This window comes from Acetobacterium sp. MES1 (genome assembly GCF_002237635.1).
In the GTDB taxonomy this organism is placed as follows: domain Bacteria; phylum Bacillota; class Clostridia; order Eubacteriales; family Eubacteriaceae; genus Acetobacterium; species Acetobacterium wieringae.
On sequence record NZ_MJUY01000013.1, the window covers coordinates 369,214 to 394,169 of the forward strand.

A 24,956-nucleotide genomic window follows, 5' to 3' on the forward strand; every position below is an offset into this window, starting at 1 on the left:
TTACTGATAGCAGTCGTAAATCTTGGCCAGCGATGCGGCAATGCGTTCTTCAGTGGCCGGAACCGGACAGAGAAAACGCAGACCTTCATTGGCGACATAGTTTGTACAGCCGAGGATTTGTTCTCGGGATATAGTTAAGTCCGGAAGGGTTGGAATCCCCAATTGTTTCTGAAATTGACGTAATCCATTGGCGACGTCGATTCCAATTTCCTGGGGATCAGTGGCACTGATGGTTAGGCCCATGCAAGTGCCGATTTTTTTGACTTTTTCGGGATAAACGGGAGCTGTTAATTCAAGGATAACTGGTGTGACCAGGGCGCAGGCAATGCCATGGGGAATATGAAAGGTGGCGCCCATGGCGTGAGCAATGGCGTGACCCAAGTGAACCATGGCATCATTAAAGGCAATGCCGGCATTGTTGCTGGCCAGGGCCAGATTTTCCCGGGCTTCAAGATTCAAGGGATCGGCAGCAGCGATTGGCAGCCATTTGGTAATCCGTTCAATGGTATCATAACAGAGAATATCGGAGTGGGGATTGGGTTGTACACTGGTTAATGCTTCGCAAACATGGGAAAAAGCGTCCATACCGGTGTAAACTGTAATTTCTTTTGGCATCCCCAGGGTCAATTCAGGGTCAACAATCGCAAAGCTGGGTGGTGCAATGGCACCGATTTTTTCATGATTTTTGGTATCGCTGATGACGGCGATAATGGTGCTTTCAGAGCCGGTACCAGAGGTGGTGGGGATTAAAATCAGCTTTATGGGCGGGTTTTCCAGTGGCATCATGTTTCGGGCTGAATCCAGCAGTTCTGAAACACTGACATTATTGGCGCCCAAGGTGCTGATTCCTTTGGCGGTGTCCAGAACACTGCCGCCGCCAATGCCGACTATCCCATCAATGGCGTGGGTTTTTACCAGATTGGCACCAGACTGAACCGTATAGTCCGGGGCATCCGTTTCACAGTCAGCAAATAAAAAGGTTTCCATTCCGGCTGCGGTTAAACTGTCGACTACTTTTTGAGAGTGCCCCATTTTTTTTACGTTTTCATCCGTGACGATTAAAACCCTGTTAAATCCTAATTCTTTGGCTACATCTCCGGTGGTGCTGACAGCGCCAGCACCGAAAGCTACCGGACATAATTGTGAGTATCGTTGTACCATCTCAAATCCTCCTTGATTTTGTTAAAGCGTTGTCATTTCGAGCTGGCACCAGTATAGCAGTTGGGGGTGGCGCCGTCTTTGTGAGGGTTTGAGATTTTAGTGATCAAAAAAGAAGTCGTTTGACAAAGCAGGCTTGTAAAAAGTGACAAAATAAGGAGGTTGAATTGGTAAATTATTCCTAAAAATGAGATCTGCAAACGGTCAGTGGTTTTTATTTAAGACCCTGATGTACAGGGGTTTCACCCCGTGATATAATGAGTCAAATTCGATAAGATGATAAGGTGGTTTTGATGGCGGTAACACTTAAAAAAATGAGGTCGGTATTGAATGGGCGTCCTGTTAGAATGCGCATCAATGAAAATGACGACACGATTGAAATTAAAGGCATTGACTTTTTTACTGAACAAGAAGACGTGTCGCCGGACTATGCCTATGTTATAAAGGGGTCTGATATCCAGCGACGACTGGATCACAAAATCTGTTTTATTATCATCGAGGATCAGCCCCTGGACGAAAAGTATACGGGAGAAAGTGGCACGAATGCCATTCTGGTGGACAAAGCCTGGAGCCCGGAAACGGTGATTAAGCGGGTCAGACAATTATTTGAGGATCAGTATCGGATTGGCGACAGCTCAATAAAGATTCTTGAGTCCTGTCAGAAGGGCTATACCATCCAGCAATTACTGGATCTGGGCTATCAGCTGCTGGGTAATCCCTTGTTGCTGGTTGATGTTTCATTATGTTTTATTGCTCATTCCGGGGGAAATAATATTAATAATGAACCGCTTTGGGAATGGACTTTGTCCAAGGGCTATGTCAATAAAGAGTATGCTAAATCGGTGATGACGGATGAAAATCAAAATGAAATCGATCAGGGCAAAGAGGTGCTGGTCATTTGGGAGACGGGCTTGTTAAACCACCGGCAACTGGTTGGCCGGGTTTTAAAAAACAATCGTCCGTTGGCCTATCTGAAGCTTTTGGAATACCACCATCCAATTAGCGAAAGTGATCAGGAAATACTGATTATGCTGTGTCATGCTGTAGCGATGACCATGGAGGATGCCAACGGCATCAGCCAGACCGCCAGTTCACTGAGTGACACCTTTTTAATTGCCCTGCTGAACCAGAAAATGTATGATCATGCGGCCATTGAAGAACGGGAAAGAATTTATGGACTAAAGCTCTATAAAAATCTCTTCGCCCTGGTTATCCGCATCGATAATCGCCAGAATACCAATGATCGGTTGTATTACTTAAAGCGGATTTATCAGAATTTCTTTAACCGGCAAACGGTGATTATTTACAATGGACAATTGGTGATTTTGCTGGACACCATCACCGCAGAAATTCAGAATGAGCGGGAAATGGCATCGTTTGAAAACCTACTGGAAGAAAATGACTGCACCGCTGGCATCAGCAAAATATTTTATCACCTGTACGATTTTTGTGAGCACTATAAACAGGCGCACAATGCGCTGACCTTGGGCGATCAGCTGAAAAAACCAGGGCGAATTCGCAACTATGATGATCTGATTATTCCCCATATGATCTTAAGCTTTAGAGGGGAAACCAATATTAAAAACTTAATCCATCCGGTGGTGAAAACACTAAAAGACCTGGATGATAAAAAGGGCAGCAATTTTCTGGAAACCCTGGTAGCTTATATTAATTATAATCAGGATACCACCCTGACTGCGAAAAGTTTGCATGTTCACTACAATACCCTCAAATACCGGATTAATCGGATTATTGAATTAACTGAGCTTGATTTATCCGATAGCGAAACCTTGTTCAACATTCAGCTCTCAGTGAAGGTGAATGATATTTTAGCCTGTTTATAGTAAAAAAGTGGAGAAAAAAGCGCAATGAAGATAATCAATGAAAGCCACAACTTAAGTTTAAAAGAAAGTTTTGCAATCGAACGCATCCGGCAATCGGCAGATCATCGCTTGACTGAAGAGAAAATGACCGATATGGTGATTGTCGAACATCATCTAAATGCCTATATTAATGATCAACTGGCCTTTAAACTGGTCTGCAGCCCCGAAAAATTGGATGCCCTGGTGCTGGGATTTCTGCTCAGCGAGGGCTATATCAAAAATCCCGATGAAATTGAATTTATTTATGTCTGTGAAAGTGGGGAGCGGGTCAAGGTCCAGCTGTATAAACCACTGCCATTGCCGGAAATTGATCATGATACCGGCAGCAACTCGATTTCCTGTGGCAATAACCGAAAAATCCGCCAGGCTGCTTACGCCAAAAGCCTGATGCCCTTACCGGTTCATGACTGGTCCCCGGAAACGGTATTGATGCTGGCCAATGCCTGCAACCACAATGCCGGGCTGTTTACCGAAACCGGCGGAACCCATTGTTGTGCGATGAGCATTCGTGATAAACTGGCGTTTATCTGCGAAGATATCGGCCGCCACAATGCAGTGGATAAAACCATTGGCCAGGCCATGATGGAAGAAAAAAATATCGCTGAGGCGATCCTGTTTACCACCGGCCGGATTCCCTCGGATATGGTTATCAAAGCGATCAGAAGCCGTATCCCGGTGATTGCCTCCCATTCAGCGCCCACCGACGAAGCGGTTTTACTGGCCCGTCAGTTTAATCTCACCCTGATTGGCTTTGTCAGAGGCAAACGAATGAATCTTTATGCAGGAAAGTAATTTCCTGCTTTTTTTTCGGAACTGCAATATCATCCTAGAGATAAAAGAAGATTAATGCTACACTGGGATGGAAGCGGAGGTAGTTAAATGAAACACCATGAAGAACGGATCGTCCGTTATGATGGCGAACTGAAAATCGAAGCCTTGCGGTTAAAAGGCATTATTCAAAAATTCCCCAATCACTTTCATGAACATTATGTGATTGGTTTTATTGAAAGCGGACAGCGAAAATTGTCCTGCAAGAACAGGGAATACCGGGTAGAACCAAGGGATTTGCTGCTTTTTAATCCCTACGATAATCATTTTTGCGAACAAATTGATGAAAAACCCCTGGATTACCGGTGCCTCAACATCAAACCGGAAATAATGAAGGAGGTGGTTTTTGAAATCACCGGAAAGCCGGATAAGTTGATTTTTAAACAGCCGGTAGTAGCCCAGTGCGAGCAGGTCAAGGCCCTTCAGGAACTGCATCAGATGGTCATGCAGGAAGCAGGCGAATTTAACAAAGAAGAAGCCTTTCTATTTTTGATCGAGCAGCTGGTCGAAGAATATGGAATCCGGGAAACCGATGGTGATCAGCCGGAAAGTGATGGCAACATTGAAATGATCTGCGCCTACCTGGAAGCACATTATCAGGAGCGGATCACACTGGCAGACTTATGTGCCTTAACCGGATGCGGCAAGTATTATCTGGTCCGGGCCTTTACCAGAACAAAGGGGATCACCCCCTACCGTTATCTGGAGACTGTGCGCATCAACCAGGCCAAGCAGTTGCTGGAAAAAGGGCTGGAGCCGCTTGAAACAGCTTATCAGACCGGATTTTCGGATCAGAGTCACTTCACTAATTTTTTTAAGCAATTCATCGGGATTACGCCCAAACAATACCAGAAAATATTTATCCCAAATGATCCGCAGCCCCGGGGAACCAGGAGCGGGGACGAAGGGCGCAAAAATTGAGCGGCGAGTATCGGCTGACCGGCCATCTGGCGGCGGCGTTTACGATTTTTATCTGGGGCATTACCTTTGTTTCGACAAAAATTCTGCTGGATGTTTTTACACCGATTGAGATTCTGGTTTTTCGCTTTGTGATCGGCTATCTCGCCCTGACCCTGGTCTATCCCCGGCGTATGGGCCTACGCAGCTGGGCCGAGGAAAGGCTGATGATGGCTGCCGGTTTATGTGGGGTTACCCTCTATTTTTTACTGGAGAATATTGCCCTTACCTATACCTATGCCTCAAACGTTGGGGTGATTATTTCGATTGCCCCCTTTTTCACCGCCATCCTGGCCCATTTCTTTCTGGATGGCGAAAAACTGAGCCTGAATTTTTTCATCGGTTTTCTGGCTGCCATTATCGGAATTTTTCTGATCAGCTTTAATGGGATCATGGTGTTGCAACTCAATCCCATTGGTGATTTACTGGCGCTACTGGCAGCCGGAGTATGGGCGGTTTATTCAGTGCTGACCCGTAAAATTAGTGGCCTGGGGTATCACAGCATTCAAACCACAAGGCGGATCTTTTTTTACGGGCTCCTCTTTATGCTGCCGGCCCTGCCCTTTTTTGATGTCAATTGGAGTCTTAAACCATTGACTCAGCCGGTTTATTTCTTTAATCTGCTGTTTTTGGGACTGCTGGCCTCGGCGCTCTGCTTTGTCACCTGGAGTCTGGCAGTCAAGCGATTGGGAGCCACCAAAACCACGGTTTATATTTATCTGGTGCCGGTCATCACCGTGGCAACATCGGTGCTGATTCTTAAGGAAAGATTAACCGGGCTGGCGGTACTGGGAATTGGGCTGACCCTCCTGGGGTTGATCATTTCTGAAAAGCAGAGCGCTCCGGGAAAAAATAGGATGACCGAAAAAACTGAAAAAATCAGCTAACAGGAAATACGAGCAGACATGATTTTACAGCGAATGCCAACAAATTATCTGACCATTCCCATGATTTATGATAAAATAAATCATGGGAATTAATTTTTTAAGATAATGCTATAAAAGGAAGGGTTGAATGAAATGTTAAGATTAAGGGCAATGAGGATCACACTGATTGGTTTATTCGGTCTGGTTTTATTGTTGGCGATGACGCCGCATATCAGCAGGGTTAGCGCCGAAGATAATTCGACACAAACTGAAAACGCTGTCACAGCCGATTCGGTGGAGCGGGTCGCGACCTCGGAGCGTACCGTGAATGCGATGATGGGCTGTTCCTATCGTACCCATGTACAAAATGTGGGCTGGCAGAGTTTTGTCAGCAATGGAGCCATGAGTGGCACGGAAGGCCAGGGGCTGCGGTTGGAGGGTATTGAAGTCAACCTGGAGAATGTTAACGGTGATGTGGGCATTGAGTATACCACCCATGTCCAGAATATCGGTTGGCAGAATTATGCAAAAAACGGTGCGATGAGCGGTACCTCGGGCCAGTCACTCCGGCTGGAAGCCATCAAAATCCGACTGATCGGGGCTGGCGCTGAGAATTATGACGTGTACTATCAGGTTCATGCCCAGAATTTTGGCTGGCTGGATTGGGCTAAGAATGATGCCAGCGCCGGAACCGAAGGGTTTGGTTTAAGGCTGGAGGGGATCAGAATCATGGTGGTACCCAAGGGTGATCCGGCACCGGGAGCAACGGATCGTCCCTTTGTCACCACCAACACCCAATCGACCTATCGAACGCATATCCAGAATATTGGCTGGCAGGGTTGGCAGAAAAATGGCGAAATGAGTGGTACCACAGGACAGAATCTGCGTCTGGAAGCCATCGAAATAATAAATGAAAACCTGGAAAGCAATGTTGGCTTTGAATACCAGACCCATGTCCAGAATCTTGGTTGGCAGGGTTGGAAAGAGGACGGTGAACTGAGTGGGACCTCGAATCAGGGGTTGCGACTGGAAGGAATACAGATCCGTTTGACGGGAGCCAATGCCAATCTGTTCGACGTGTATTATGAAGCCCATGTGGAAGGCTTTGGCTGGATGCCCTGGGTGATGAATGGTGAAAGTGCCGGGACTGAAGGGTTGGGGCTGCGCCTGGAGGGCATTAAAATAATTGTTCAACTAAAAGGATTGCCGATACCTGACAATACCGCCAACGAATTGGGCTCACTGGCCCAGCTGGTCAATAAAAACCATCATATCCCAGCGGATTATGTACCGGATGATCTGGTCTGGGTTAATCTGCCTTCCACCCGGGACACCCAACTGCGTGCTGATGCCGCCGAGCATCTGATCCAGTTATTTAATGGTGCCAGTGCTCAGGGCTTGACCCTCTACTGCAATTCCGGGTATCGCTCTTATGCGACTCAGGCGGCATTGTATCAATGGAATGTCGAGATGTATGGAGTCGCCGGGGCGGAGCTGGTCAGTGCCCGGCCGGGAATGAGTGAGCATCAACTGGGCTTGGCCATGGATGTCACCTCCGCCACCGTTGATTTTGATCTGGTGGAAAGTTTTGGTGCCACGGCGGAGGGTCAGTTTATCCGGGATCATGCTCATGAGTATGGTTTTATTGTCCGCTATCCCCAGGGCAAAACCAATATCACCGGCTATGCCTATGAACCCTGGCATCTGCGGTACCTGGGGGTTCCGGTAGCCACGGCCATTTACAACAGCGGTAAAACGATGGAAGAATTTTATGGAATTTACTAACTGAGCGGATGATTTGGTTTTTATGAAAGGCAAAGCGATGAAAAAGTTAGGAATACTGATGCTGATTGTGGTCATTTTGGTGGCGGGATGTTCAAGTCAGCAACAAACAAAGGAGAAGATAGTGTCAGTTAACAAAATTACGGCTGAAGAGGCCAAAGTCATGATCGATGAGGGCAAAAACCTGGTCATCCTGGATGTCCGGACTCAAGAGGAATATAACGAAGGTCATATTGAGAATGCCGTACTGATTCCGGACACCGAGATCAGCGCTAAGGCTCCCACTGTTTTAGCCGATTCGAATCAGACCATTCTTGTTTATTGTCGCACCGGCCGCCGGAGTGCCGAGGCGGCAAAAAAACTGGTGGATCTCGGCTATAGCAATATCTATGATTTTGGTGGTATTGTGGATTGGCCCTATGAAGTGGTGAAGTAGCAGAGAATGCGATTGAAAATAATGACTGCCAACAGAATGACTAAAAGTTCAAGCACCCCAATTCTTTTTCAGAATGGGGTGCTTGAATTTGTTTGACATTCTTTGGGAGCCTCAAATACTCGTGGGGAGTGAGTTGCTTTGTGTACCCAAAAGCATCCACAAGCGGTTTTAATCATGAAATAGCAACAAATTATGTAGAAATTGAATATTTGTGGGTATAAAGCATAAAAACATTGATGGTTTAGTTCTTAGGATCAAATACATATCATGGGAAAGGAGCAATTGTGGAGATAATACCGCATCTGGTTTCATTTATATTTTTTGTGATTGGCGGCAGCTATGTTTTTTTTGGTAGCAATATCGTTTTGACTAATTCAAAAGAGAAGAGCAACCGCCTTTTTTTTGTGTTGTGTATTTTCTTAAGCGTTTGGGCTTTTGCATTTGCTCTGGCGGTTTCGGCACCGGATATGGAAAGCTGTTTATTCTGGCGTCGGGTATCGGCCTTGGGATGGGCGACGTTTCCGGGGCTGCTGTTTCATTTTTTTCTGGTACTAACCCAGCGTAACAAGCTGTTAAAACAATGGTGGCTTTATTTTTTGATCTACATACCGGCAGCAGTTTTAATTTATGTGTTCTCCCTGTCACGGGACTTAGCAATTATTCAATATAATTTAACGAACACTCCCTTTGGCTGGATCAATACCCCAGGGAATAACGGCTGGGATCGGCTGTATAATTTATACTATTTTGGTGGTATTTTGTTAGGGCTGGTGTTATTGATTGATTGGATCAGAAATACAAAAAATCCACAATATAAAAAACAGGGCCGCTATATTTTGCTGTGCTTTTCAGTTTCTCTGGCAGTAGCAGTTGTTTTTAAAGTCATCAGTCAGTTGTTTTCACTGATGTCAATCCTCCAAATACTGCCAAACATTATGTATATCGTGACGTTGTGTATCTTTTTTTCAATCAAAAAATACGGCCTGGTGAAGATGAAGCCCATCAGTACCTACGAAATGATTTTAAACAACCATACCCGGGAACAGATCTATAATTACCTGACGGTAGTCTTTATTGCCGGTAGTTTGTTGAATATTATTTCCCAGTATTTTATGGCCAGTTCCGACGAGCTCACCGCCATTTTCCGCTTTAGCAGCCTGCTATTACTGGTTGGGCTGGTGATTCAGATTACCCAGCGGAGCAATCGTTTAAGAAAGCATCAGAATAAGATCATTATGGTGATACTGGTAGCTGCCATTCCGTTGATTACCCTTCGGTTTATCAGCTCAGCCAGTCTGACAGTATGGGCTTTTCCCTTTATTTTAATTATTATGGCCCTTGTATTTAATAACCGGATTGCTATCGTGGGAATCACGGTGTCGATTTTTTTGACCCAGATTCTGGTCTTTATCATCATGCCGCAGGCGATTGTGGTGATTGACAGCAACGAGCATGTGGTCAGAATTGGATTGTTTGGTATCGGTATCTGGGTGGCCTTTTTTGTCAACTCTTTGTATGTTCAGCGACTAAAAGAAAATACCGAGCAAATTAAGATTCAGAAAATGATTGCGCAAATTTCCGCAGAGTTCCTGACGATCAGTAGTGAGAATTTTGAAACCATCACCAATAAATGGCTGGAAAAAAGCGGCGAAGCTTTTGATATGGATCGGGCCTGTCTGTGCTTTTTCAGTCTGGATAAAACAAATTTCAGTTGTACCGATGAATGGTGCCGAGAAGGGCTAAAACCGCAAAAGCATTGTCATCAGGAGATCCCGGTGGCAAATGCTCCGGCCTGGATTAAGCGGATACTTGCCAATCAGGTGGTGCATTGTTTTGAGCAAGCGAATCAATCAGGGGAAAAACAGGAAGAACAAAAAATATGCGGCAACAGCAATGTAACCATGGCCATTCCCATTTCCTGCCGGGGGGGCGATGTTCGGGGATTTTTAGTATTTTGTTTGTCCCGGGAAGTTGCAGTCATTGATGATCGTTATGCGGATATGTTGGAAATCATCGCCAATCTGCTGGCAGATGCGATGTCAAAGATTCAGTCCGAACGGGAAATCCGGTATCGGGCCTACTATGACCAACTGACCGGATTACCAAATCGATTGTTGTTAGGTGAACGCATCGCAAAACAAATTGAGGTATCCCGGACAGCCGAAAAGATGATCGGGTTCATCTATCTGGATATTGACAGCTTCAGAACCGTTAACGATATGATGGGGCATGAAGGAGGGGACAAATTGCTGATCCAGGTCAGCCAGAAACTGGCCCAAACGATCAAAAAAACCGATACAGTTTGCCGCTTTGAAGGGGATGAATTTGTCATTATGCTCAATAACATCGCCCGGGAAAAAGAGGTGCTAAAGGTAGCTAACCGAATCATTGGTTTATTCAAGTATGCCTTTATAGTCAACGGCCAGGAATTTTATATTGCGGCTAATGCCGGTATTGCTATTTTTCCCAAGGATGGGGAAACCGCTGAGGAACTGATTAAGAATGCCGACATTGCTATGTATAAGGCTAAGGATAAGGGCAAAAATAATTACGTATTGTGTTCAAACACCATATATGAGGAGGTAGAATTTAAGAATAAACTCATCAGTCATTTGTATCATGCCTTGGACAATAATGAATTGCGGGTTTATTATCAACCCCAGATTTCTCTGGAAACCGGTAAAATTGTTGCCGTTGAGGCGTTGTTGAGATGGCAGCATCCGGAGCTGGGGTTGATTCCGCCGAAGGTAATTATTCCCCTGGCGGAACAAACCGGGCTCATCAATCCTATTGGGGAATGGGTATTAAAAACAGCCTGTCTTCAAAATAAAAGTTGGCAGGACATGGGACTAGCCCATGTTCGAATTGCTGTAAATGTCTCGGCCACCCAATTTCGCAATCCGCTGTTAATCAATCAAATTCAAAAATTACTCAAAGAAACAGAGCTGAAACCCAAATATCTGGAACTGGAATTGACTGAGAGTATTGCCATCAACAGAGCCAACTATGTGATTAGGGTATTGAACCGACTAAAAAAAATAGGGGTCTACATCTCAATCGATGACTTTGGCACTGAATATTCTTCGCTGAGCCGTCTGAAACTGTTGCCCATTGATCAGTTAAAAATAGATAAGCAGTTTATTGATGGGATTGTTGGCGATGAAAAAGATCAGGCCATTGTTAATACGATCATCCAGCTGGCTAAAAATTTAGGCATTGCTGTCATTGCTGAAGGTGCGGAAACCATCGAACAGGTCAATTTTCTAAAAGAAAACCGCTGTGATACGGTTCAGGGCTTTTACTACCATAAGCCAATGCAGGCAGTGGAAATCGAGGCGGTGCTACGACAGCAAATAAACATCAGAGGTCTTTGAAACTGCCCCTTTGGAGGTAATAATTGACAAGGTAAGCGGGGAGATTATTACGATTTTCGTAGGTAACGGTGATTAGTGTTACCTTTTTATGGTTTCGAATCGTATCCGTCCAACCGTTGCTATCGCATTTTATCACCCCTAAAACAGGCTTGTCGCCATCCAGGGTATTTATAATTTCACGCTGAAAGGTAAGGGCATTGCGTTCAAGATTTCCGCACTCATCCATGATAATCATGGCAGCATTGGCTTTGGCTCGCTGGATCAGGGCAACACCATCGGTATTGAATCGAGCGTCATCAACTTGTGGTAAACAATCCTTCTTAAAAATAGCAATACCGTGATCGGTGCTGAAAAATTTGGGTTCAGCAGCGCCATTTAGATACAGTAACCGATCTTGAAAACGTCGATCCGGACCAAAATAAGTTTTAAAACCACCGTAGGTCTGATTTAACTGCCCCAGGGTTCGGCGGATAATGGTGCTTTTTCCGACTTGGATCGGGCCGGTTAAAAAGATATGCATTTATTGACACCTCCCTTCGATTTCAAAAATCCCCAATGATTTCTTTTTGGGAAGGTAGAAGGGGTAGTCAGTCTGATTGGTTTCAACCAGATTTTGCGATAGAAAACGGTGCAGATCTGCTTCAGTGACTTTGGGATAGTTTTTGCGGACAAAGTGTTTTCCTTCTTCAAAGGAAGCAAGTGGCTGGCCAAATTCAAACGTGATTTCAGTAACGGAATAGGGGATGCTTTTCTTATCTAAGGCAGCAGCAACCAGGTCACAGGTGTTTTTGTGAAAGGATTTATATTTTTCTATTGATGAATGGTTGGCGCTCTTTTGATTTACGACAGAAATTTGCTTGCGACAGTAGGGTAGGAATTTTTCGGGTTCACGACTGCCAAAAAAGCTGGTATAGATGACATCCCACGTATTTTGTATGTCATCACAATTTAGCAGGCGGGGCTCAATATTGGTAATTCTTTGTTTGGCAATGGTTGTCTTTAGAGAATTGAGGGCAAATTCATTAATATCAATGCAGGTGATATGGTCGATATGTTTGCTTAATTCCAGATCGATCAGGCCCAGTCCACAACCAATGTCGCATAAAGTGGTATAGCCGTTTAAACTGGGGGCAATAAAATCGGCAATGTTTTTAAAAAATTGCGAGTATGCATTGGCGTCCTGATACCATTTAATTGTTGTCGGATCCCAGCTGAAATTCATTGCGTCTTCACCTTCGCTTCTCTTTTAAAAGCCACCTTTTGACCAGTGACAGAAATCTTGACATTTTCAGCCCCGGCGGCAATCCGGGCGGCCCGCAAATTGTCTTTGACCATAAATCCGGATAGCTCACCGACGCCAAAGTTAAATAATGCTGGAGCCAGGGGCGTTCCGGGCCCAACAATGGTAATGCGTCGGGCATTTTTTGACAGCTCCAGAAAGCGCGGTAGGGTCTTATCAAGCAGGGCTGCACAAGTAATATAGACATAGTCGCAGTCCGGTAGGATATATTCACTGGCCGAGATGGGGTAATCACCAGACTCCGGGTTCCATTCGATAATCGAAAAATCACAAACCGGTGCCATCAGCTTTTCAATGTAGGGGAAATGGCCGACCACTGCGACTTTTTTATCCTTAATATCGTTTTGGCACATAATAAAAGGATCAAAGTTACGATCCTCCACCCGCGGCTTGTCTGAAAATTCAATGCCATTGGCTCGGGCAATTTGGGGGTTGTTGTAATAGGCATTGATAGCCGCAATGCCCACGGCTGCCTCAACAAAATTCCAGGATTTTGCACAGCTGGCAACCTCCCGTAAGGGCAGGCCCAGCATGTTTTTTGTCAACATCGGCAGCCGGGTTTCGCAAAGCCGGGGTGATGCGATTCCGACACCGTTACCGCTGCGGACATAGGCCCGTTTTTTTCCGCAGATCAACTCATCAACTCCATAATTTTCTGGGATGCCATCAATCAGGGCATCGTATAATTCCCACATAAGCGATTCTCCTTACAGATTTATTAATTCTTTGGTGATCAAATCACCACTACGCAAATGATTTCGCAGTTTGAGTAGCTGATTATCCAGTTTTTCGATCAGCGCCAGGCTTTGCCGTTCTTCCGTCGAGGTTTCAATAATTCGGTCAATACCACCGTTTTTGATAATAATTCGTTTGTCAGCATTGAGTGCCAGTAGCGGATCATGGGTTGATACGAAGATGATTTTTTCACGCTTGGCCAGCAGCATAATGGCCTTCCGGCGATCGATTCCGGCGTTTTCAATCTCATCGATTAAAACAATGGGGGAATCGCTCATGTAGGCGGTATCGGCAATCATCAGGGCCCGGGACTGTCCGCCGCTGAGCTGGGTGACCTTGGTATCATCAGAAAACGTCTCCCCGGCCAGATCATTGGCACATAAAAAACACGTTTCCACCACCTCATTTACATTGGGAGATAACCGGCATTTAGCGTGCATTTCCAGAAATTCCCGAACCGTCAGATCCATCACAAAATTCATGTTCTGGGAAAGCTGGGCCACCAGTTTGCCATCCATTTCAAAACGTTGGGTATCATCCAGCGGATGATTATTAATCATTATCTGACGCTGGGTAGGGGTGTCCCGTTGGGCCAGACATTCGATGTCATTGAGTAATCGGCTTTTTCCTGATCCGGTGGGACCGACAATACTGATGACTTCCCCGGCAGTAATGGTCAGACTGATATTTTCCGGCTGCTTTAATTTATTGATGCCGCCATTAATGGTAATTGAGGTGACCCCACCAATGGCGGATCGGGTTTCGGAAAATGTTTTTAGAAAGACGGCCAGGTTCAGCAGCAGATCATAAGGTTCCAGACCAAATTCCTCCAGAATTTCGTCTTCAACGTTCGCCAGGGCATCAAGTAGCAGCCCATCGGTGGCAAGATCGCTTAACCGATAGTTGGCTAGAAAATCCAGGGTGATCGGATAGCGTTCAATCACAAGGGCCAGATAGTCGTTATTCAGAAGAGTCATAAAATCGGAAACAGTCATCATTTTTTAAACTCCATTTTTTTTAGCATGCCCCGCTGGTGGGGCTCCCCAATTCGGGTTTCGCCGGTGCAATAGGAACAAACCGCCGCCGGGGTGGTAAAGCGCAGCCGCATGTCCCGGATGGTGTCAATCTCCAGAGCATTTTTCAGGTGTTTAGCCAGCATAAAAGTCCCCTGGCCGGTGATGCCATTGATAAAAATAATCCGGGCGGTTAAATTGACCTGTTTGATGTTAAAGGCAAAGACTTCACGCTCGGCCTGAGAAACAATGTCTCCCTTGGTGACAACGACAATGTCGGCGAATTTTAACATCGGACCGATTTTGCGGGGCGTATTGACCCCGGATAAATTATCAATGACGCAGATCGAAGCAATGCTGTTGATATAAGGGGAGCAGCGGTTACAGAGACCGGCACTTTCAGTAATCAACAGTTTAAAGCCGGACTCAATCCCCCATTGAACAGCGTCTTCAATATTGCTGACAAAATAGTGATCGGGACATGTTTTCCCGGAAAAACCCATTTGAACGGGAACCTGGGCGGCCTCATAGCTTAAATTGTCGAAGGAGGTGAGACAATCAAATTTGACTACGCCAATGCTGCCCGGGGGCATCTTAAAGGCTTCAATCAATTTTAAAATAACAGCAGTCTTGCCGGAGGAGGGTGGTCCGGCGATGGTGATTAATTTCATTTCGTTACCTTCTTTATCTTTGCTTATCATGACGTGTAAGGGGTCACAGACCCTTAATTTTTTAAAACGGCAAAGCAGCGGGGTGGCTGCTTTGCCGTATCAGTGGTGGAATTATTTGGCTGTTTTACCCAGTGAATTAGCAACCAGTTTAGTGTACTGATCCTGGGTTAAATCGGTGTGGTAGAACAATTTGTAATATTCAGCGGCTTTTTTATAGCCATCATATTGAGCCTGATCGGGATATAATAACTGAGTCATCCAGATCATCCCCATCAAACGGTTAACGGATGGCGGGCTGCCCATCCAGTTATAGGGGCCATTGGGGACTTCATAATAAGTGCCGTTTTTAATGGCCTTAAGATTCTGCCAGGCTTCGCTGGTTGCCACGGCGCTGTAAGCACTGCCGGGGGCAAAAATAATGACATCCGGATCCCACAGCATCAGCTGCTCCATATCCACCGGGTTGCCGGTGCCTTTGCTGGAAATATCACTGACAACCGCCACATTATTGCTGAGGGCATCAATTACTTCAGCATGGAAAGAACCCTTGGCCAGCACACTCAGGCCATCTTCGCCGGTACAGTAAACCAGTTTGGCTTTGCCGCTTTCACCAACTTTATCAATAATATTTTGGGTATCGGTATTGACCGTTTCACAGTATTTTGCCAGAACTTCGGCTTCTTTTTCTTTACCAAGCAGTTTCCCTAATGTTCGATAAGCCTCGGCCATGGTATCGATGGTTGCTTCGATGTGAACGGTGGGAATGCCGACCTGTTCCTGAATGCCATCCATATCCTCGACGATGGTGGATTTGGATTCGCCAATATCAATGATAATCTGGGGGTCGACCTTGGCAATTTCTTCAAGATTTAAATCACCCTGGCCATAAAATTGGCCTAAAACGGGCAGATCCAGGTATTGGGTGTCGATGTATTCTTGAGCAGTGGCATCCCATTTACTGGAAAGACCGACAAACATTTCCGGAGCTAAAGCAAAAAGGGCGATCTGCGCCAGCGCCCCGGAAGGGACAATCCGGGTGATTTTGGTCGGAACCTCGACCACCCGGCCAGCAGAGTCGGTAAAGCTGGTGGTGGCATTTGCTGATGCCGTGCCGGATCCGCTGCTGCCGCAGGCGGTGGCCATCGTCATCACCAGACAAACTACCAGTAATAGGGCTACAAGTTTTTTCTTCATTTCATTTTCTCCTCTTTAGACGTTTATGTTCTTTATATCAAAACCATTGACAATGGTTTAAAGTCAGTGTCAATCAATTCTAGAGGCTGAACCAAGAGCGGATTACCAGATAATCAGATGGCACATTTGGGAACACAGACTCTGACCCGGTCATCATAAAGGCTATTGATGGTTACCTCAGCAGCGTAGAGATTGCGAATCAGCTCTTCGGTAAAAATGTCGCCGGGTTGCCCCCAGGCGGCGATTTCACCATCTTTCATGGCCATCACCGTGTCGGAGAATAAAAAGGTCTGATCCGGATTATGGGTTGATTGGATGATCGTGTAACCTTCTTGAGCCAGGGATTTTATCTGGGTCAGAACACGGATCTGGTTGCCATAATCCAAATTGGCGGTCGGTTCATCCAGAATCAGAATTTTTGCCTTTTGCACCAGGGCCCGGGCCATCAACACCAGCTGGCGTTCACCGCCGCTTATTTGGGTATAGCCCCGCTTTTTCAGATGACTGATCCCCAGCCGTTCCAGGGCCTGTTCCACCAGTTGCAGCTGTTTTTTCCCCGGTTTTGAAATCACCGAGACCTGATGGGTGGTGCCCATCAATACCATGTCGAAGACACTGTAGTTAAAGGACGGATAGTGGGATTGGGGGATATAGGCAACAGCTTTGGCGATATCCATAATGCTCATGGCATTCAGGTTTTTACCATGAAGGAGTATTTGGCCGGAATACCCTTTTTGTAAACCCAGCATGCAGCGAAAAAGGGTGCTTTTGCCGACACCGTTGGCGCCCAGAATGGACAACAACTGATTTTCCTGAGCGGCAAAACTGACGTGCTTGAGAATCGGATGCGTGCCATAACTGAAGCTGAGATTTGCGACTTCAATACTCAATAGATTTCCTCCGTTCTGGTAATTAGATAGATGAAAAAGGGGGCACCAATAAAGGCGGTTAAGATCCCCAGGGGGATCTCGGTGGTGAACAGATTTCGGGATACATCATCTACAAGCAAGAGAAAGATAGCCCCGAACAGCATCGTGGCGGGCATCAGATGATTAAAGTTATTCCCCACCAGTTTTCTGGTCAAGTGGGGAATGACCAAGCCAACCCAGCCAATCATGCCGCTGACCGACACGCTGGCAGCAGTAACAAGGGTGGCGCAGATAATGACGATTAAACGAATTTGGTTTGAATTAACTCCCATGGTGCGGGCTTCATCGTCACCCATGGTCAGGACGTTCATCCGCCACCTTAATAATAATAAGGGGATCAGGCCCAGCGCCATGGGAATCAGGACAAAGGTCACCTCACTGATTTTGGCACCGTTTAAGCTACCCATCAGCCAGTAGGTGATGGCAGGGAGTTGATCGCTGGGATCGGCAATGAGTTTGATAAAGGAGGTACCGGCCGAGAACAGCGAACTGATCATTATGCCGGACAAAATGAGCGCTAAAATGTTTTTGCCCTTGGCTTTTTTGCTGATTAGATAGACCAGGGCAACGGTTAGCAGACTGAATCCGAAGGCTGAGATCGTGATCATAAAGCTGCTGCCGTAATGGAGGATCGCCAGAGCAGCACCAAAAGCGGCACCAGCTGAGGCCCCCAGGATATCGGGAGCGGCCATGGGATTCTGAAAAACGCCCTGGTAAGCGGCACCAGCAGCCGATAGACAACAACCGACCAGGCAGGCCAATGCGATTCGGGGTAAGCGGACATTGAATAAGACAGTTTCAATTTTTTCAGTCCAAAAGGGTTCGATGGGGATAAGCTTTGAAAAGAGAATGCCCAGCAGCTCATTGGTATAAATTGGGTATCGACCAATCCGGAAGGAAACGACGATTGTAAGAATCAGAATAATGCCCAGACTGAGAATGATTAAAGTATTTCGGTTAAACTGTTTCAATACTGTCTCCTTGATAAACTTCGATTTAATTTGTTTAGTTAGTTTTTGTTATGTTTAAATTGTTTTTGTATATTGTACAATAAAGCCTTGCTTCGTGTCAAACGAACTTTCCTAAATATTCAAGTGCAAAAGAACGAACCTTCATTGATCCAATTTGATGTGAGCATTCAAATAAATCGGTGATAGCGGTTAAAAATGCAAAAAAAATAGACCCGCTAAACGGATCTATTCAGACTGTTAAAAAAGATAACCCAGTACCGACAATTGTTACATCATGTTGTGCGCATCGGAGCGGACACGGCATCGCCTGTCCGATTCCGCAGCGAACAACAGATTAACAATTGGTCGGTACGGCAGTTTATCAACAACCTCACACCCTGATGCTTAATCAGGGTTTAAATTGTGTTAATTTAGATTGTTTTCTTCCAGGGCCAGTTTGGCTGCCGGGAAAGGCTCCAGCGCCCGGCTTAAGATTCCCTGAACGTAGGCGATCAGCATCCCGTAGTTGGTGATGTAAACCCCTTTTTGTCGGGCGGTGTGAACCCGGTATTGCATTTCCCGACGGTTGAGCATACAGCCGCCACAATGGACAATCACCGCATACTCGCCAATATCCTTGGGATAATGGGCCCCGGAGGCCCAATGGAAGTCAATATCACAGCCAGCAATCTGGCGGATCCAGCGGGGGATTTTAACCTTGCCGATATCATCGGCCTGGCGGTGATGGGTACAGCCCTCAACAATCAGCACCTTATCCCCGGGGGCCAGTTGTTCAATCCGTTTAATCCCCCGAACCATTTCGGCCAAATCGGTTTTTTGTCGGGCAAACAGGATCGAAAAAGAGGTCAGGGGAATATCGGCAGGGGTATCGGCCGAGACCTTCAGGAAGGCCTGGGAGTCGGTGATGACAATGGCTGGCGGCTTGTTCAGGCTTTCCAGGGTGTGTTTGAGCTCATGCTCCTTGGTGATCATCGCCACCGCATCCTTTTCGAGGATGTCCCGGATGGTTTGCTGCTGGGGCAGAATCAACCGACCCTTGGGGGCCGATTTGTCAATTGGGGTCACCAGTACCACCATATCTCCGGAATCGATCAGATCGCCAACCAGGGCCGGTTCTACATCTTCATAATTGGCATGGTCGATGATCATTTGCTTAACGGCTTGAATCCCGGTGCCATTATAAACACTGGTAAAGGATAAGGGGATTTTAAGGGATTTTTTCAAGGCTTCGATCTCTTCCGGTGCAGGACAGCCCTTGTCGGCCTTGTTGAGCACAAAAACGCTGGGGATTTTGCGCTTGATCAGTTGATCAATGAATTCTTCTTCAAAGTCAGTGATGCCGGTTTCAATATCTGCCACGACAATCGCAAAATGGCATTTCCGGAGGACCTCATAGGTTTTTTCAATCCGCAGCAGTCCCAGTTCGCCGGTATCATCCAGACCGGCGGTGTCAATAAAGACCACCGGGCCGATCGGCAACAGCTCCATGGTTTTATAAACCGGATCGGTGGTGGTTCCGGCCACGTCCGAAATAACCGCCACCGACTGGTCCGTCAGTGCATTAATCAAAGAGGATTTACCGGCATTTCGTTTGCCAAAAAGGCCAATCGCCATCCGGCTGGACATCGGGGTTTCATTCATACTATTTAAATTCATAATTTTTTCCTTTCGATCAGAGATTTTGATCAGTGTTTTTTATCCATGCTGGGTGAGGTCAGCCGTTCCGGTTTTAATACTGCATCGAGCTCCGAAACGGTCATCCAATTTTTTTCGAGAATGATATCCCGGATGGGCTTTCCGGTTTCTTTTAAAATCAGGGCTGCTTCGGTGCCCTTGTCATAGCCGATGATGGCAGTCAGAGCGGTGAGCATGACGGTGCTGTTTTCCAGATGTTCCCGACAGGTCTGCTCGTTGGCGGTAATCCCGGCAATACAGCGCTTGCTAAACAGCGGCAGCGCATGACGGAGCAGATCCAGTTCCTCAAACAGGTTTTTGGCAATCACCGGTAAAAAAGCATTAAGCTCCAGCTGTCCGGACATGGCTGCCAGGGTGATGGCGGTGTCATTGGCAATAATCTGAAAGGCAACCTGATTGACCGCTTCAGGGATGACCGGATTGACCTTACCGGGCATAATTGAAGATCCGGCCTGAACTCCCGGCAGGGTGATTTCGCCAAGGCCGGTGTAGGGTCCGGAGGACAGCAGCCGTAGATCATTGGCAATTTTTGAAAGATTGACGGCGGCTGTTTTTAACAGTCCTGAAACTTCCACAAAGACATCGCAGTTCTGGGTCGGATCCATCATGTAATCGGTTCGGGCCAGGCTGATGCCGGTCAGATCCCGAAGTTTTTCAATCATCGTAAAGATATAGGCCCGGGGGGCATTGAGGCCGGTACCCACGGCAGTACCACCGATATTCACCTGCCGGAGCCGCTCTTCAGCCTTGTAAAGCCGCCAGCGATCCCGGGAAATGGCCTGGGCCCAGGCGCCAAACTCCTGACCCAGGGTTACTGGTACGGCATCCTGAAGCTGGGTTCGCCCGGCTTTGATGATCCGGGAAAAGGCTTCTTCCTGTTCCTGAAGGGCCGACTGCAGGTTGGCAAAGGACTCGGTCACCGGTTTTAACAGCCGGATGGCAGCAATTCGCACCGCAGTCGGAAAGACATCATTGGTCGATTGGTGAAGATTGACGTGATCCAGCGGATGTATCAGGCGGTAATCCCCTTTTTGTCCGCCCAGGCGTTCAATGGCCCGGTTGGCAATCACCTCGTTGACATTCATATTGGCCGAGGTACCGGCGCCGCCCTGCAGACAATCCACCACAAACTGGTTACTTAGGGCTCCCGCCAGAATCTCGTCACAGGCGGCGATGATGGCTTCGCCTTTGTCAGGCGCCAGGGCGCCAATGCTTAGATTGGTCAGCGCTGCCGCTTTCTTGATGACCACCAGAGCGGCCACCAACTCTTTGTGAATCGGCTGGCCGGTCAGATGAAAATTCTCCCTAGCCCGCACCGTATGGATACCAAAATAGGCATCCGCCGGTACTTCACACGGTCCTAATAAATCATGTTCAATTCGCATGTTTTCCCTCTTTTCAAATACAAAAAAGCTCTCTTTCCGAAAAATAGGCGGAAAGAGAGCGCAATTGTATCAGGATGTTTAAAAAATAAAGCAAACACGTGCATTATCAATAAACTTGCCAATTTCGCACCTTTCCGGTCAGAAAAAATCTTTTCGGTCAGGATAATAGCAACACTATAACGTTTTCAGTTTAATAAGGCAATCTTAGCATTGTTTGACAGCTTTGTCAAAGCTGGGTTAGGGTATTATTTTGTAAAAAAGTCTGATTTGATATTTGTCGCGATCAAGTGGGATCAATATTGAGGAGTCAAATAATAAATTTGACTTAACATACTTTTTTCTTGACTAATTAAACCGGTTTAATTAACATAGAGTATGATTAGTTTATAATGATTATTTGATTAAAAAGAATAATTACTAGAAATCGGGAGGCAGCAATGAGTGAATTAGAAACAGCATACCCATGGGCATTGTTTAACCTGGAACAGGGTGTTTATGGTGTTTCCAGTCAATATATTAAATCCATTTTTAAAATTGAAAATTTAATAAAGATGCCGGGTATGCCCGACTACATGCGGGGTGCAGTGAACATGCGCGGGAAAATTGTGCCGATTATTGATACGCGAAAATTTTATGGGTTTCAGTCGGTTGCAGAGGAAATTAACGGATTGACAGAACTGTTGGGACAGCGAAAACAGGATCATATCAATTGGATTAGAGAATTGGAAGACTCAGTTGTGGAAAACCGGGAGTTCAAGCTAACAACCGATCCTCACGCCTGTGCCTTTGGAAAATGGTATGATCATTTTGAAACCAATGATAACACGCTGGAATATCTTTTGCGAAAATTTGATGCGCCCCATAAGCGGATTCATAAAGTGGGCGTTGAAGTCAGGCAACTGGTGGATCAGGGCGAGCGAGAAAAGGCTTTTGATGTAATCAGAAAAGCAAAAAATAACGAGTTAATCCAAATGATCAAACTGTTTGATACATTGGTGAATGATTTTACAGAATCCAAACGGGAATTGGCGATCGTGTTGGAGGATCCAAAACAAAATCTGGAAATAGGTCTGACGGTGGATCGGGTCATTGCCATTGAACCGATTCTGGAAGATCGGGAAAATTCCCTTGATTCAGTAACCCATAAGTCCCATGAGAGCCTTGGTCTGGGAAAACGATCAAACGATCAAACGCCGGTCTTTATTATTGATGAAAACTATTTTTTTAATTTATAGCAAAATTACTATTTCGGCAACAGTTCTTTGAGAGGATAACTGAAACGATGTGATTTTATAAAAAAAACGGGTAAATACTCCATAAACCAGAGAGGAGGATTTGTGGATGAACTATCAAATCGTTAAAGAATTTCCCCATCCGATGATGGAAAAAGGAAAGAGGCCGGTGATCTCCATTTATGTGGATACCCATATCAAGAAACCGGATCGTCTGGAAAATCCCATCCGTTTTAAAAATCTCGTTAAAGAAGCCCAAGCGTCTTTGAAAGAGAAAGAATTCAAAGGATTTAAGGATCTGTTTTCGCTGTTTAAAGAAATGGAAGAAGATGCTTTGTTCTGGGAAGGGGCCACCGAAAGTATGGCCATTCTGGGAGATGAAGACGAATGTATTGTCTATAAGCTGCCGGTGAATGTCAAAAGCCTGGCGATTGTGTCAGACAGTTTTTATATAAAACCCCTGCTGCGAAGTTTTCAGTCTAATGGCCATTATCATGTGCTGGGACTGAATCGGGATAATTTTGTTTTGTTTGAAGCCGACCGTTACGGTATTACCGAAATTCCGGTGGATGCCAGCGATGCCACCATGGAAGGGGTATTGGGAACGGAGAAAACCGCCCCCCATCTGTCTGTGGCCAGCATTGGCGGCGACCAGTCCATGTATCACGGTCATGGCGGGGCCAAGGATGAGCGCAAGGTGGATCAGGAAAAGTTCTTCCGGCATGTCGATACCTTTGTGCTGGAACAGTATTCCAAAAAACAAAAAATACCCCTGATTTTGGTTAGTCCCGATGAACACCAGGGTGAATTCAGAAAGCTGTCAAAAAATAATTTCCTGATTGATGAGGGCATCAAAATTGATGGCGATTCTTTGGACAAGAAAAGCCTGTATGTAAAGGTTCAGGATGTGATGCAGGAACGGTTTAAAAAAGAATTGAAAGACCGGATGGCCGCTTTTTCTGAAGCCCACGCCAAGGATTTGGGGTCTGATGATGTGATACAGATTGGCCGGGCCATTGTCGAAGGCAAGGTCGCCAGCCTCTATCTGGAAGAAAACACGGTTCATCCCGGCCGCTTTGATCCCCAGCTGGGCACGGTTATGCAGGGTGAAATTGCCGATCCCCGTGTTGGCGATGTCTATGATGATATGGCTGAGGTGGTGCTGCGCCGGGGTGGTGAGGTGCTGATCCTGGGAAAAGATGAAATGCCCACCGAAAGGGAGCTGGCAGCAGTGTACCGGTACTGACTATCTGATTACAGCAACAAATTAATTAAGGATTAACTCCTAATATTTAAAGGGGTTAATCCTTATTATTTTTCCGGATTAAGTCGGATTTTGTAGTATAATAAAAGAAAATTTTATAGAAACAGATATTTTATCAAATGGTTGATGTGTAAAAATAAGCGAAAGTGAAAGGGAACACAATGAGTAACGAATATAAAGAAAAAATAGGTAAATTGGTTGACAACATTTCAGAAAGTTATCGAAAGGAGTGTTATATTGCCCCGCATGATTTAGGGTTTTTACCAAACCGTACGGTAATCATTGATACCACTAAAGCTTTGCGCCAGCTTGTTTTCCCCAGTTATTTCGGGAAAACCAATTTTCGTAGAGAAATTCAGGATTATCATATTGGCGAGCTGCTGGTCTGTATTATTGAGAGCTTAACCAAGCAGATTACCCTGGCCTTGAAGCATCAGGCCAGCCGCAAGGAAAATTTGGGCGAGGAGCATTATCATCAGGAAGCGTTGCGAATCTGCGATGAGTTTATGAGCAGAATTCCGCAGATTCGGGAGTTTTTAGCAACCGATGTTATTGCCGCCTTTGACGGTGATCCGGCGGCAAAGAGTAAGGACGAAATCATCTTCTGCTATCCCGGTGTTTTTGCCATCAGTATTCATCGTCTGGCACATGAGTTGTATAAACTTTCAGTGCCGTTGATCCCCCGGATTATGAGCGAATATGCCCATAACATTACCGGGATCGATATCCATCCTGGGGCGACCATCGGTAAATACTTTTTTATTGATCATGGGACCGGTGTGGTTATTGGTGAAACGGCGATTATCGGGGAACATGTCAAAATTTATCAGGGTGTTACCCTGGGGGCGCTATCTACCCGGGGTGGCCAGAAACTGCGGGGTATCCGGCGTCATCCCTGTCTGGAGGATGAAGTTACCGTTTATTCCGGGGCTTCTATTTTAGGTGGCGATACGGTTGTCGGCAAAGGATCGGTCATTGGTAGTAATGTATTTATTACAAAATCGGTGCCGGAAGGAACCAAAGTTAGTATCAAAACCCCAGAATTGCTTTTTTCTGGGCAGGCCACTAAAGAAGTTTCAGTGGAAGCCTTTGATTAAGTGAGATAACGCATATCAACAGTGGTACCATATAAAAAGCAGTATGGCAAAGTAATAAAAAATATTTATAAGCTGACTCAAACAGAAAAAGTTTCAGGATTATTTTTATCTTGAAACTTTTTCTGCGTTTAAAATATAGTGCAAGGGGGTATGTAAAAGGGGTATACTGGATGTTAACAGCGTATA

Annotated in this window: 21 protein-coding genes; 10 read left to right on the top strand and 11 right to left on the bottom strand. The window is 45.9% G+C overall.

Annotated features, from left to right (window positions below; translation table 11 throughout):
- The gene (locus BI182_RS05700) at positions 1-1,161 is read right to left on the bottom strand and encodes an iron-containing alcohol dehydrogenase (RefSeq protein WP_286806118.1); all 1,161 of its coding nucleotides are present in this window, start codon (positions 1,159-1,161) and stop codon (positions 1-3) included.
- 323 nt (positions 1,162-1,484) lie between these two features.
- On the opposite strand from BI182_RS05700, the gene BI182_RS05705 reads away from it, so the two are divergent.
- The 7 genes from BI182_RS05705 to BI182_RS05735 all read left to right on the top strand — a co-directional run bounded on the left by BI182_RS05705 (position 1,485) and on the right by BI182_RS05735 (position 11,284).
- Positions 1,485-3,002: a PucR family transcriptional regulator gene (locus BI182_RS05705; protein WP_286806120.1), complete on the top strand. Its 1,518-nt coding sequence runs from the start codon at positions 1,485-1,487 to the stop codon at positions 3,000-3,002.
- Between the two features lie 24 nt (positions 3,003-3,026).
- Positions 3,027-3,833, top strand: coding sequence for a formate dehydrogenase accessory sulfurtransferase FdhD (fdhD, locus tag BI182_RS05710; protein WP_286806121.1), 807 nt, complete (start codon positions 3,027-3,029; stop codon positions 3,831-3,833).
- Between the two features lie 87 nt (positions 3,834-3,920).
- Positions 3,921-4,790: a helix-turn-helix domain-containing protein gene (locus BI182_RS05715; protein WP_286806122.1), complete on the top strand. Its 870-nt coding sequence runs from the start codon at positions 3,921-3,923 to the stop codon at positions 4,788-4,790.
- Positions 4,787-5,713, top strand: a complete 927-nt coding sequence (locus BI182_RS05720) for a DMT family transporter (RefSeq protein ID WP_286806124.1) — start codon at positions 4,787-4,789, stop codon at positions 5,711-5,713. The genes BI182_RS05715 and BI182_RS05720 overlap by 4 nt, the downstream gene beginning before the upstream one ends.
- Positions 5,714-5,845: 132 nt before the next feature.
- Positions 5,846-7,477: a D-alanyl-D-alanine carboxypeptidase family protein gene (locus tag BI182_RS05725; protein ID WP_286806126.1), complete on the top strand. Its 1,632-nt coding sequence runs from the start codon at positions 5,846-5,848 to the stop codon at positions 7,475-7,477.
- Positions 7,478-7,598: 121 nt separating this feature from the next.
- Positions 7,599-7,910, top strand: coding sequence for a rhodanese-like domain-containing protein (locus BI182_RS05730; RefSeq protein WP_286806128.1), 312 nt, complete (start codon positions 7,599-7,601; stop codon positions 7,908-7,910).
- 284 nt (positions 7,911-8,194) lie between these two features.
- Positions 8,195-11,284: an EAL domain-containing protein gene (locus BI182_RS05735; RefSeq protein ID WP_286806130.1), complete on the top strand. Its 3,090-nt coding sequence runs from the start codon at positions 8,195-8,197 to the stop codon at positions 11,282-11,284.
- On the opposite strand, the gene BI182_RS05740 is transcribed toward BI182_RS05735, so the two are convergent.
- The 10 genes from BI182_RS05740 to BI182_RS05785 all read right to left on the bottom strand — a co-directional run bounded on the left by BI182_RS05740 (position 11,271) and on the right by BI182_RS05785 (position 21,177).
- The gene (locus BI182_RS05740) at positions 11,271-11,804 is read right to left on the bottom strand and encodes a nucleoside-triphosphatase (protein WP_286806131.1); all 534 of its coding nucleotides are present in this window, start codon (positions 11,802-11,804) and stop codon (positions 11,271-11,273) included. The genes BI182_RS05735 and BI182_RS05740 overlap by 14 nt on opposite strands.
- Positions 11,805-12,506: a methyltransferase gene (locus tag BI182_RS05745; RefSeq protein WP_286806133.1), complete on the bottom strand. Its 702-nt coding sequence runs from the start codon at positions 12,504-12,506 to the stop codon at positions 11,805-11,807.
- Positions 12,503-13,279, bottom strand: coding sequence for a DUF364 domain-containing protein (locus BI182_RS05750; RefSeq protein WP_070370870.1), 777 nt, complete (start codon positions 13,277-13,279; stop codon positions 12,503-12,505). The genes BI182_RS05745 and BI182_RS05750 overlap by 4 nt, the downstream gene beginning before the upstream one ends.
- Before the next feature lie 12 nt (positions 13,280-13,291).
- Positions 13,292-14,314, bottom strand: a complete 1,023-nt coding sequence (locus tag BI182_RS05755; RefSeq protein WP_286806240.1) for an ATP-binding cassette domain-containing protein — start codon at positions 14,312-14,314, stop codon at positions 13,292-13,294.
- Positions 14,314-15,003, bottom strand: coding sequence for a GTP-binding protein (locus BI182_RS05760; protein ID WP_286806136.1), 690 nt, complete (start codon positions 15,001-15,003; stop codon positions 14,314-14,316). The genes BI182_RS05755 and BI182_RS05760 overlap by 1 nt, the downstream gene beginning before the upstream one ends.
- Before the next feature lie 111 nt (positions 15,004-15,114).
- The gene (locus BI182_RS05765) at positions 15,115-16,197 is read right to left on the bottom strand and encodes an ABC transporter substrate-binding protein (protein WP_286806138.1); all 1,083 of its coding nucleotides are present in this window, start codon (positions 16,195-16,197) and stop codon (positions 15,115-15,117) included.
- A gap of 113 nt (positions 16,198-16,310) precedes the next feature.
- Positions 16,311-17,087: an ABC transporter ATP-binding protein gene (locus BI182_RS05770; RefSeq protein WP_070370873.1), complete on the bottom strand. Its 777-nt coding sequence runs from the start codon at positions 17,085-17,087 to the stop codon at positions 16,311-16,313.
- The gene (locus BI182_RS05775) at positions 17,084-18,097 is read right to left on the bottom strand and encodes a FecCD family ABC transporter permease (RefSeq protein WP_286806141.1); all 1,014 of its coding nucleotides are present in this window, start codon (positions 18,095-18,097) and stop codon (positions 17,084-17,086) included. Before BI182_RS05775 ends, BI182_RS05770 begins: the two co-directional genes overlap by 4 nt.
- Before the next feature lie 405 nt (positions 18,098-18,502).
- Positions 18,503-19,753, bottom strand: a complete 1,251-nt coding sequence (hydF, locus tag BI182_RS05780; RefSeq protein WP_286806143.1) for a [FeFe] hydrogenase H-cluster maturation GTPase HydF — start codon at positions 19,751-19,753, stop codon at positions 18,503-18,505.
- Between the two features lie 29 nt (positions 19,754-19,782).
- Positions 19,783-21,177 carry an aspartate ammonia-lyase gene (locus BI182_RS05785; RefSeq protein ID WP_070370874.1) on the bottom strand — a complete coding sequence of 465 codons (1,395 nt, stop codon included), beginning with the start codon at positions 21,175-21,177 and terminating at the stop codon, positions 19,783-19,785.
- A gap of 437 nt (positions 21,178-21,614) precedes the next feature.
- Here BI182_RS05785 and BI182_RS05790 point away from each other — a divergent pair, with 437 nt between their 5' ends.
- The 3 genes from BI182_RS05790 (at position 21,615) to epsC (ending at position 24,770) form a co-directional block, all read left to right on the top strand.
- Positions 21,615-22,412 carry a chemotaxis protein CheW gene (locus BI182_RS05790; RefSeq protein ID WP_286806145.1) on the top strand — a complete coding sequence of 266 codons (798 nt, stop codon included), beginning with the start codon at positions 21,615-21,617 and terminating at the stop codon, positions 22,410-22,412.
- 106 nt (positions 22,413-22,518) lie between these two features.
- Entirely contained in the window at positions 22,519-23,655 is a 1,137-nt protein-coding gene (locus BI182_RS05795) for a baeRF3 domain-containing protein (RefSeq protein ID WP_286806147.1), read from the top strand.
- Positions 23,656-23,834: 179 nt separating this feature from the next.
- Positions 23,835-24,770: a serine O-acetyltransferase EpsC gene (epsC, locus tag BI182_RS05800; protein WP_228878448.1), complete on the top strand. Its 936-nt coding sequence runs from the start codon at positions 23,835-23,837 to the stop codon at positions 24,768-24,770.
- The last annotated feature ends 186 nt before the right edge of the window (positions 24,771-24,956 follow it).

Bases quoted from the DNA above. Each gene is read 5' to 3' on its own strand.
- BI182_RS05700 (WP_286806118.1), bottom strand. From the start codon at position 1,161: ATGGTACAACGATACTCACAATTATGTCCGGTAGCTTTCGGTGCTGGC.
- fdhD (WP_286806121.1), top strand. From the start codon at position 3,027: ATGAAGATAATCAATGAAAGCCACAACTTAAGTTTAAAAGAAAGTTTT.
- BI182_RS05715 (WP_286806122.1), top strand. From the start codon at position 3,921: ATGAAACACCATGAAGAACGGATCGTCCGTTATGATGGCGAACTGAAA.
- BI182_RS05725 (WP_286806126.1), top strand. From the start codon at position 5,846: ATGTTAAGATTAAGGGCAATGAGGATCACACTGATTGGTTTATTCGGT.
- BI182_RS05740 (WP_286806131.1), bottom strand. From the start codon at position 11,804: ATGCATATCTTTTTAACCGGCCCGATCCAAGTCGGAAAAAGCACCATT.
- BI182_RS05745 (WP_286806133.1), bottom strand. From the start codon at position 12,506: ATGAATTTCAGCTGGGATCCGACAACAATTAAATGGTATCAGGACGCC.
- BI182_RS05750 (WP_070370870.1), bottom strand. From the start codon at position 13,279: ATGTGGGAATTATACGATGCCCTGATTGATGGCATCCCAGAAAATTAT.
- BI182_RS05755 (WP_286806240.1), bottom strand. From the start codon at position 14,314: ATGACTGTTTCCGATTTTATGACTCTTCTGAATAACGACTATCTGGCC.
- BI182_RS05760 (WP_286806136.1), bottom strand. From the start codon at position 15,003: ATGAAATTAATCACCATCGCCGGACCACCCTCCTCCGGCAAGACTGCT.
- BI182_RS05765 (WP_286806138.1), bottom strand. From the start codon at position 16,197: ATGAAGAAAAAACTTGTAGCCCTATTACTGGTAGTTTGTCTGGTGATG.
- hydF (WP_286806143.1), bottom strand. From the start codon at position 19,753: ATGAATTTAAATAGTATGAATGAAACCCCGATGTCCAGCCGGATGGCG.
- BI182_RS05785 (WP_070370874.1), bottom strand. From the start codon at position 21,177: ATGCGAATTGAACATGATTTATTAGGACCGTGTGAAGTACCGGCGGAT.
- BI182_RS05790 (WP_286806145.1), top strand. From the start codon at position 21,615: ATGAGTGAATTAGAAACAGCATACCCATGGGCATTGTTTAACCTGGAA.
- BI182_RS05795 (WP_286806147.1), top strand. From the start codon at position 22,519: ATGAACTATCAAATCGTTAAAGAATTTCCCCATCCGATGATGGAAAAA.
- epsC (WP_228878448.1), top strand. From the start codon at position 23,835: ATGAGTAACGAATATAAAGAAAAAATAGGTAAATTGGTTGACAACATT.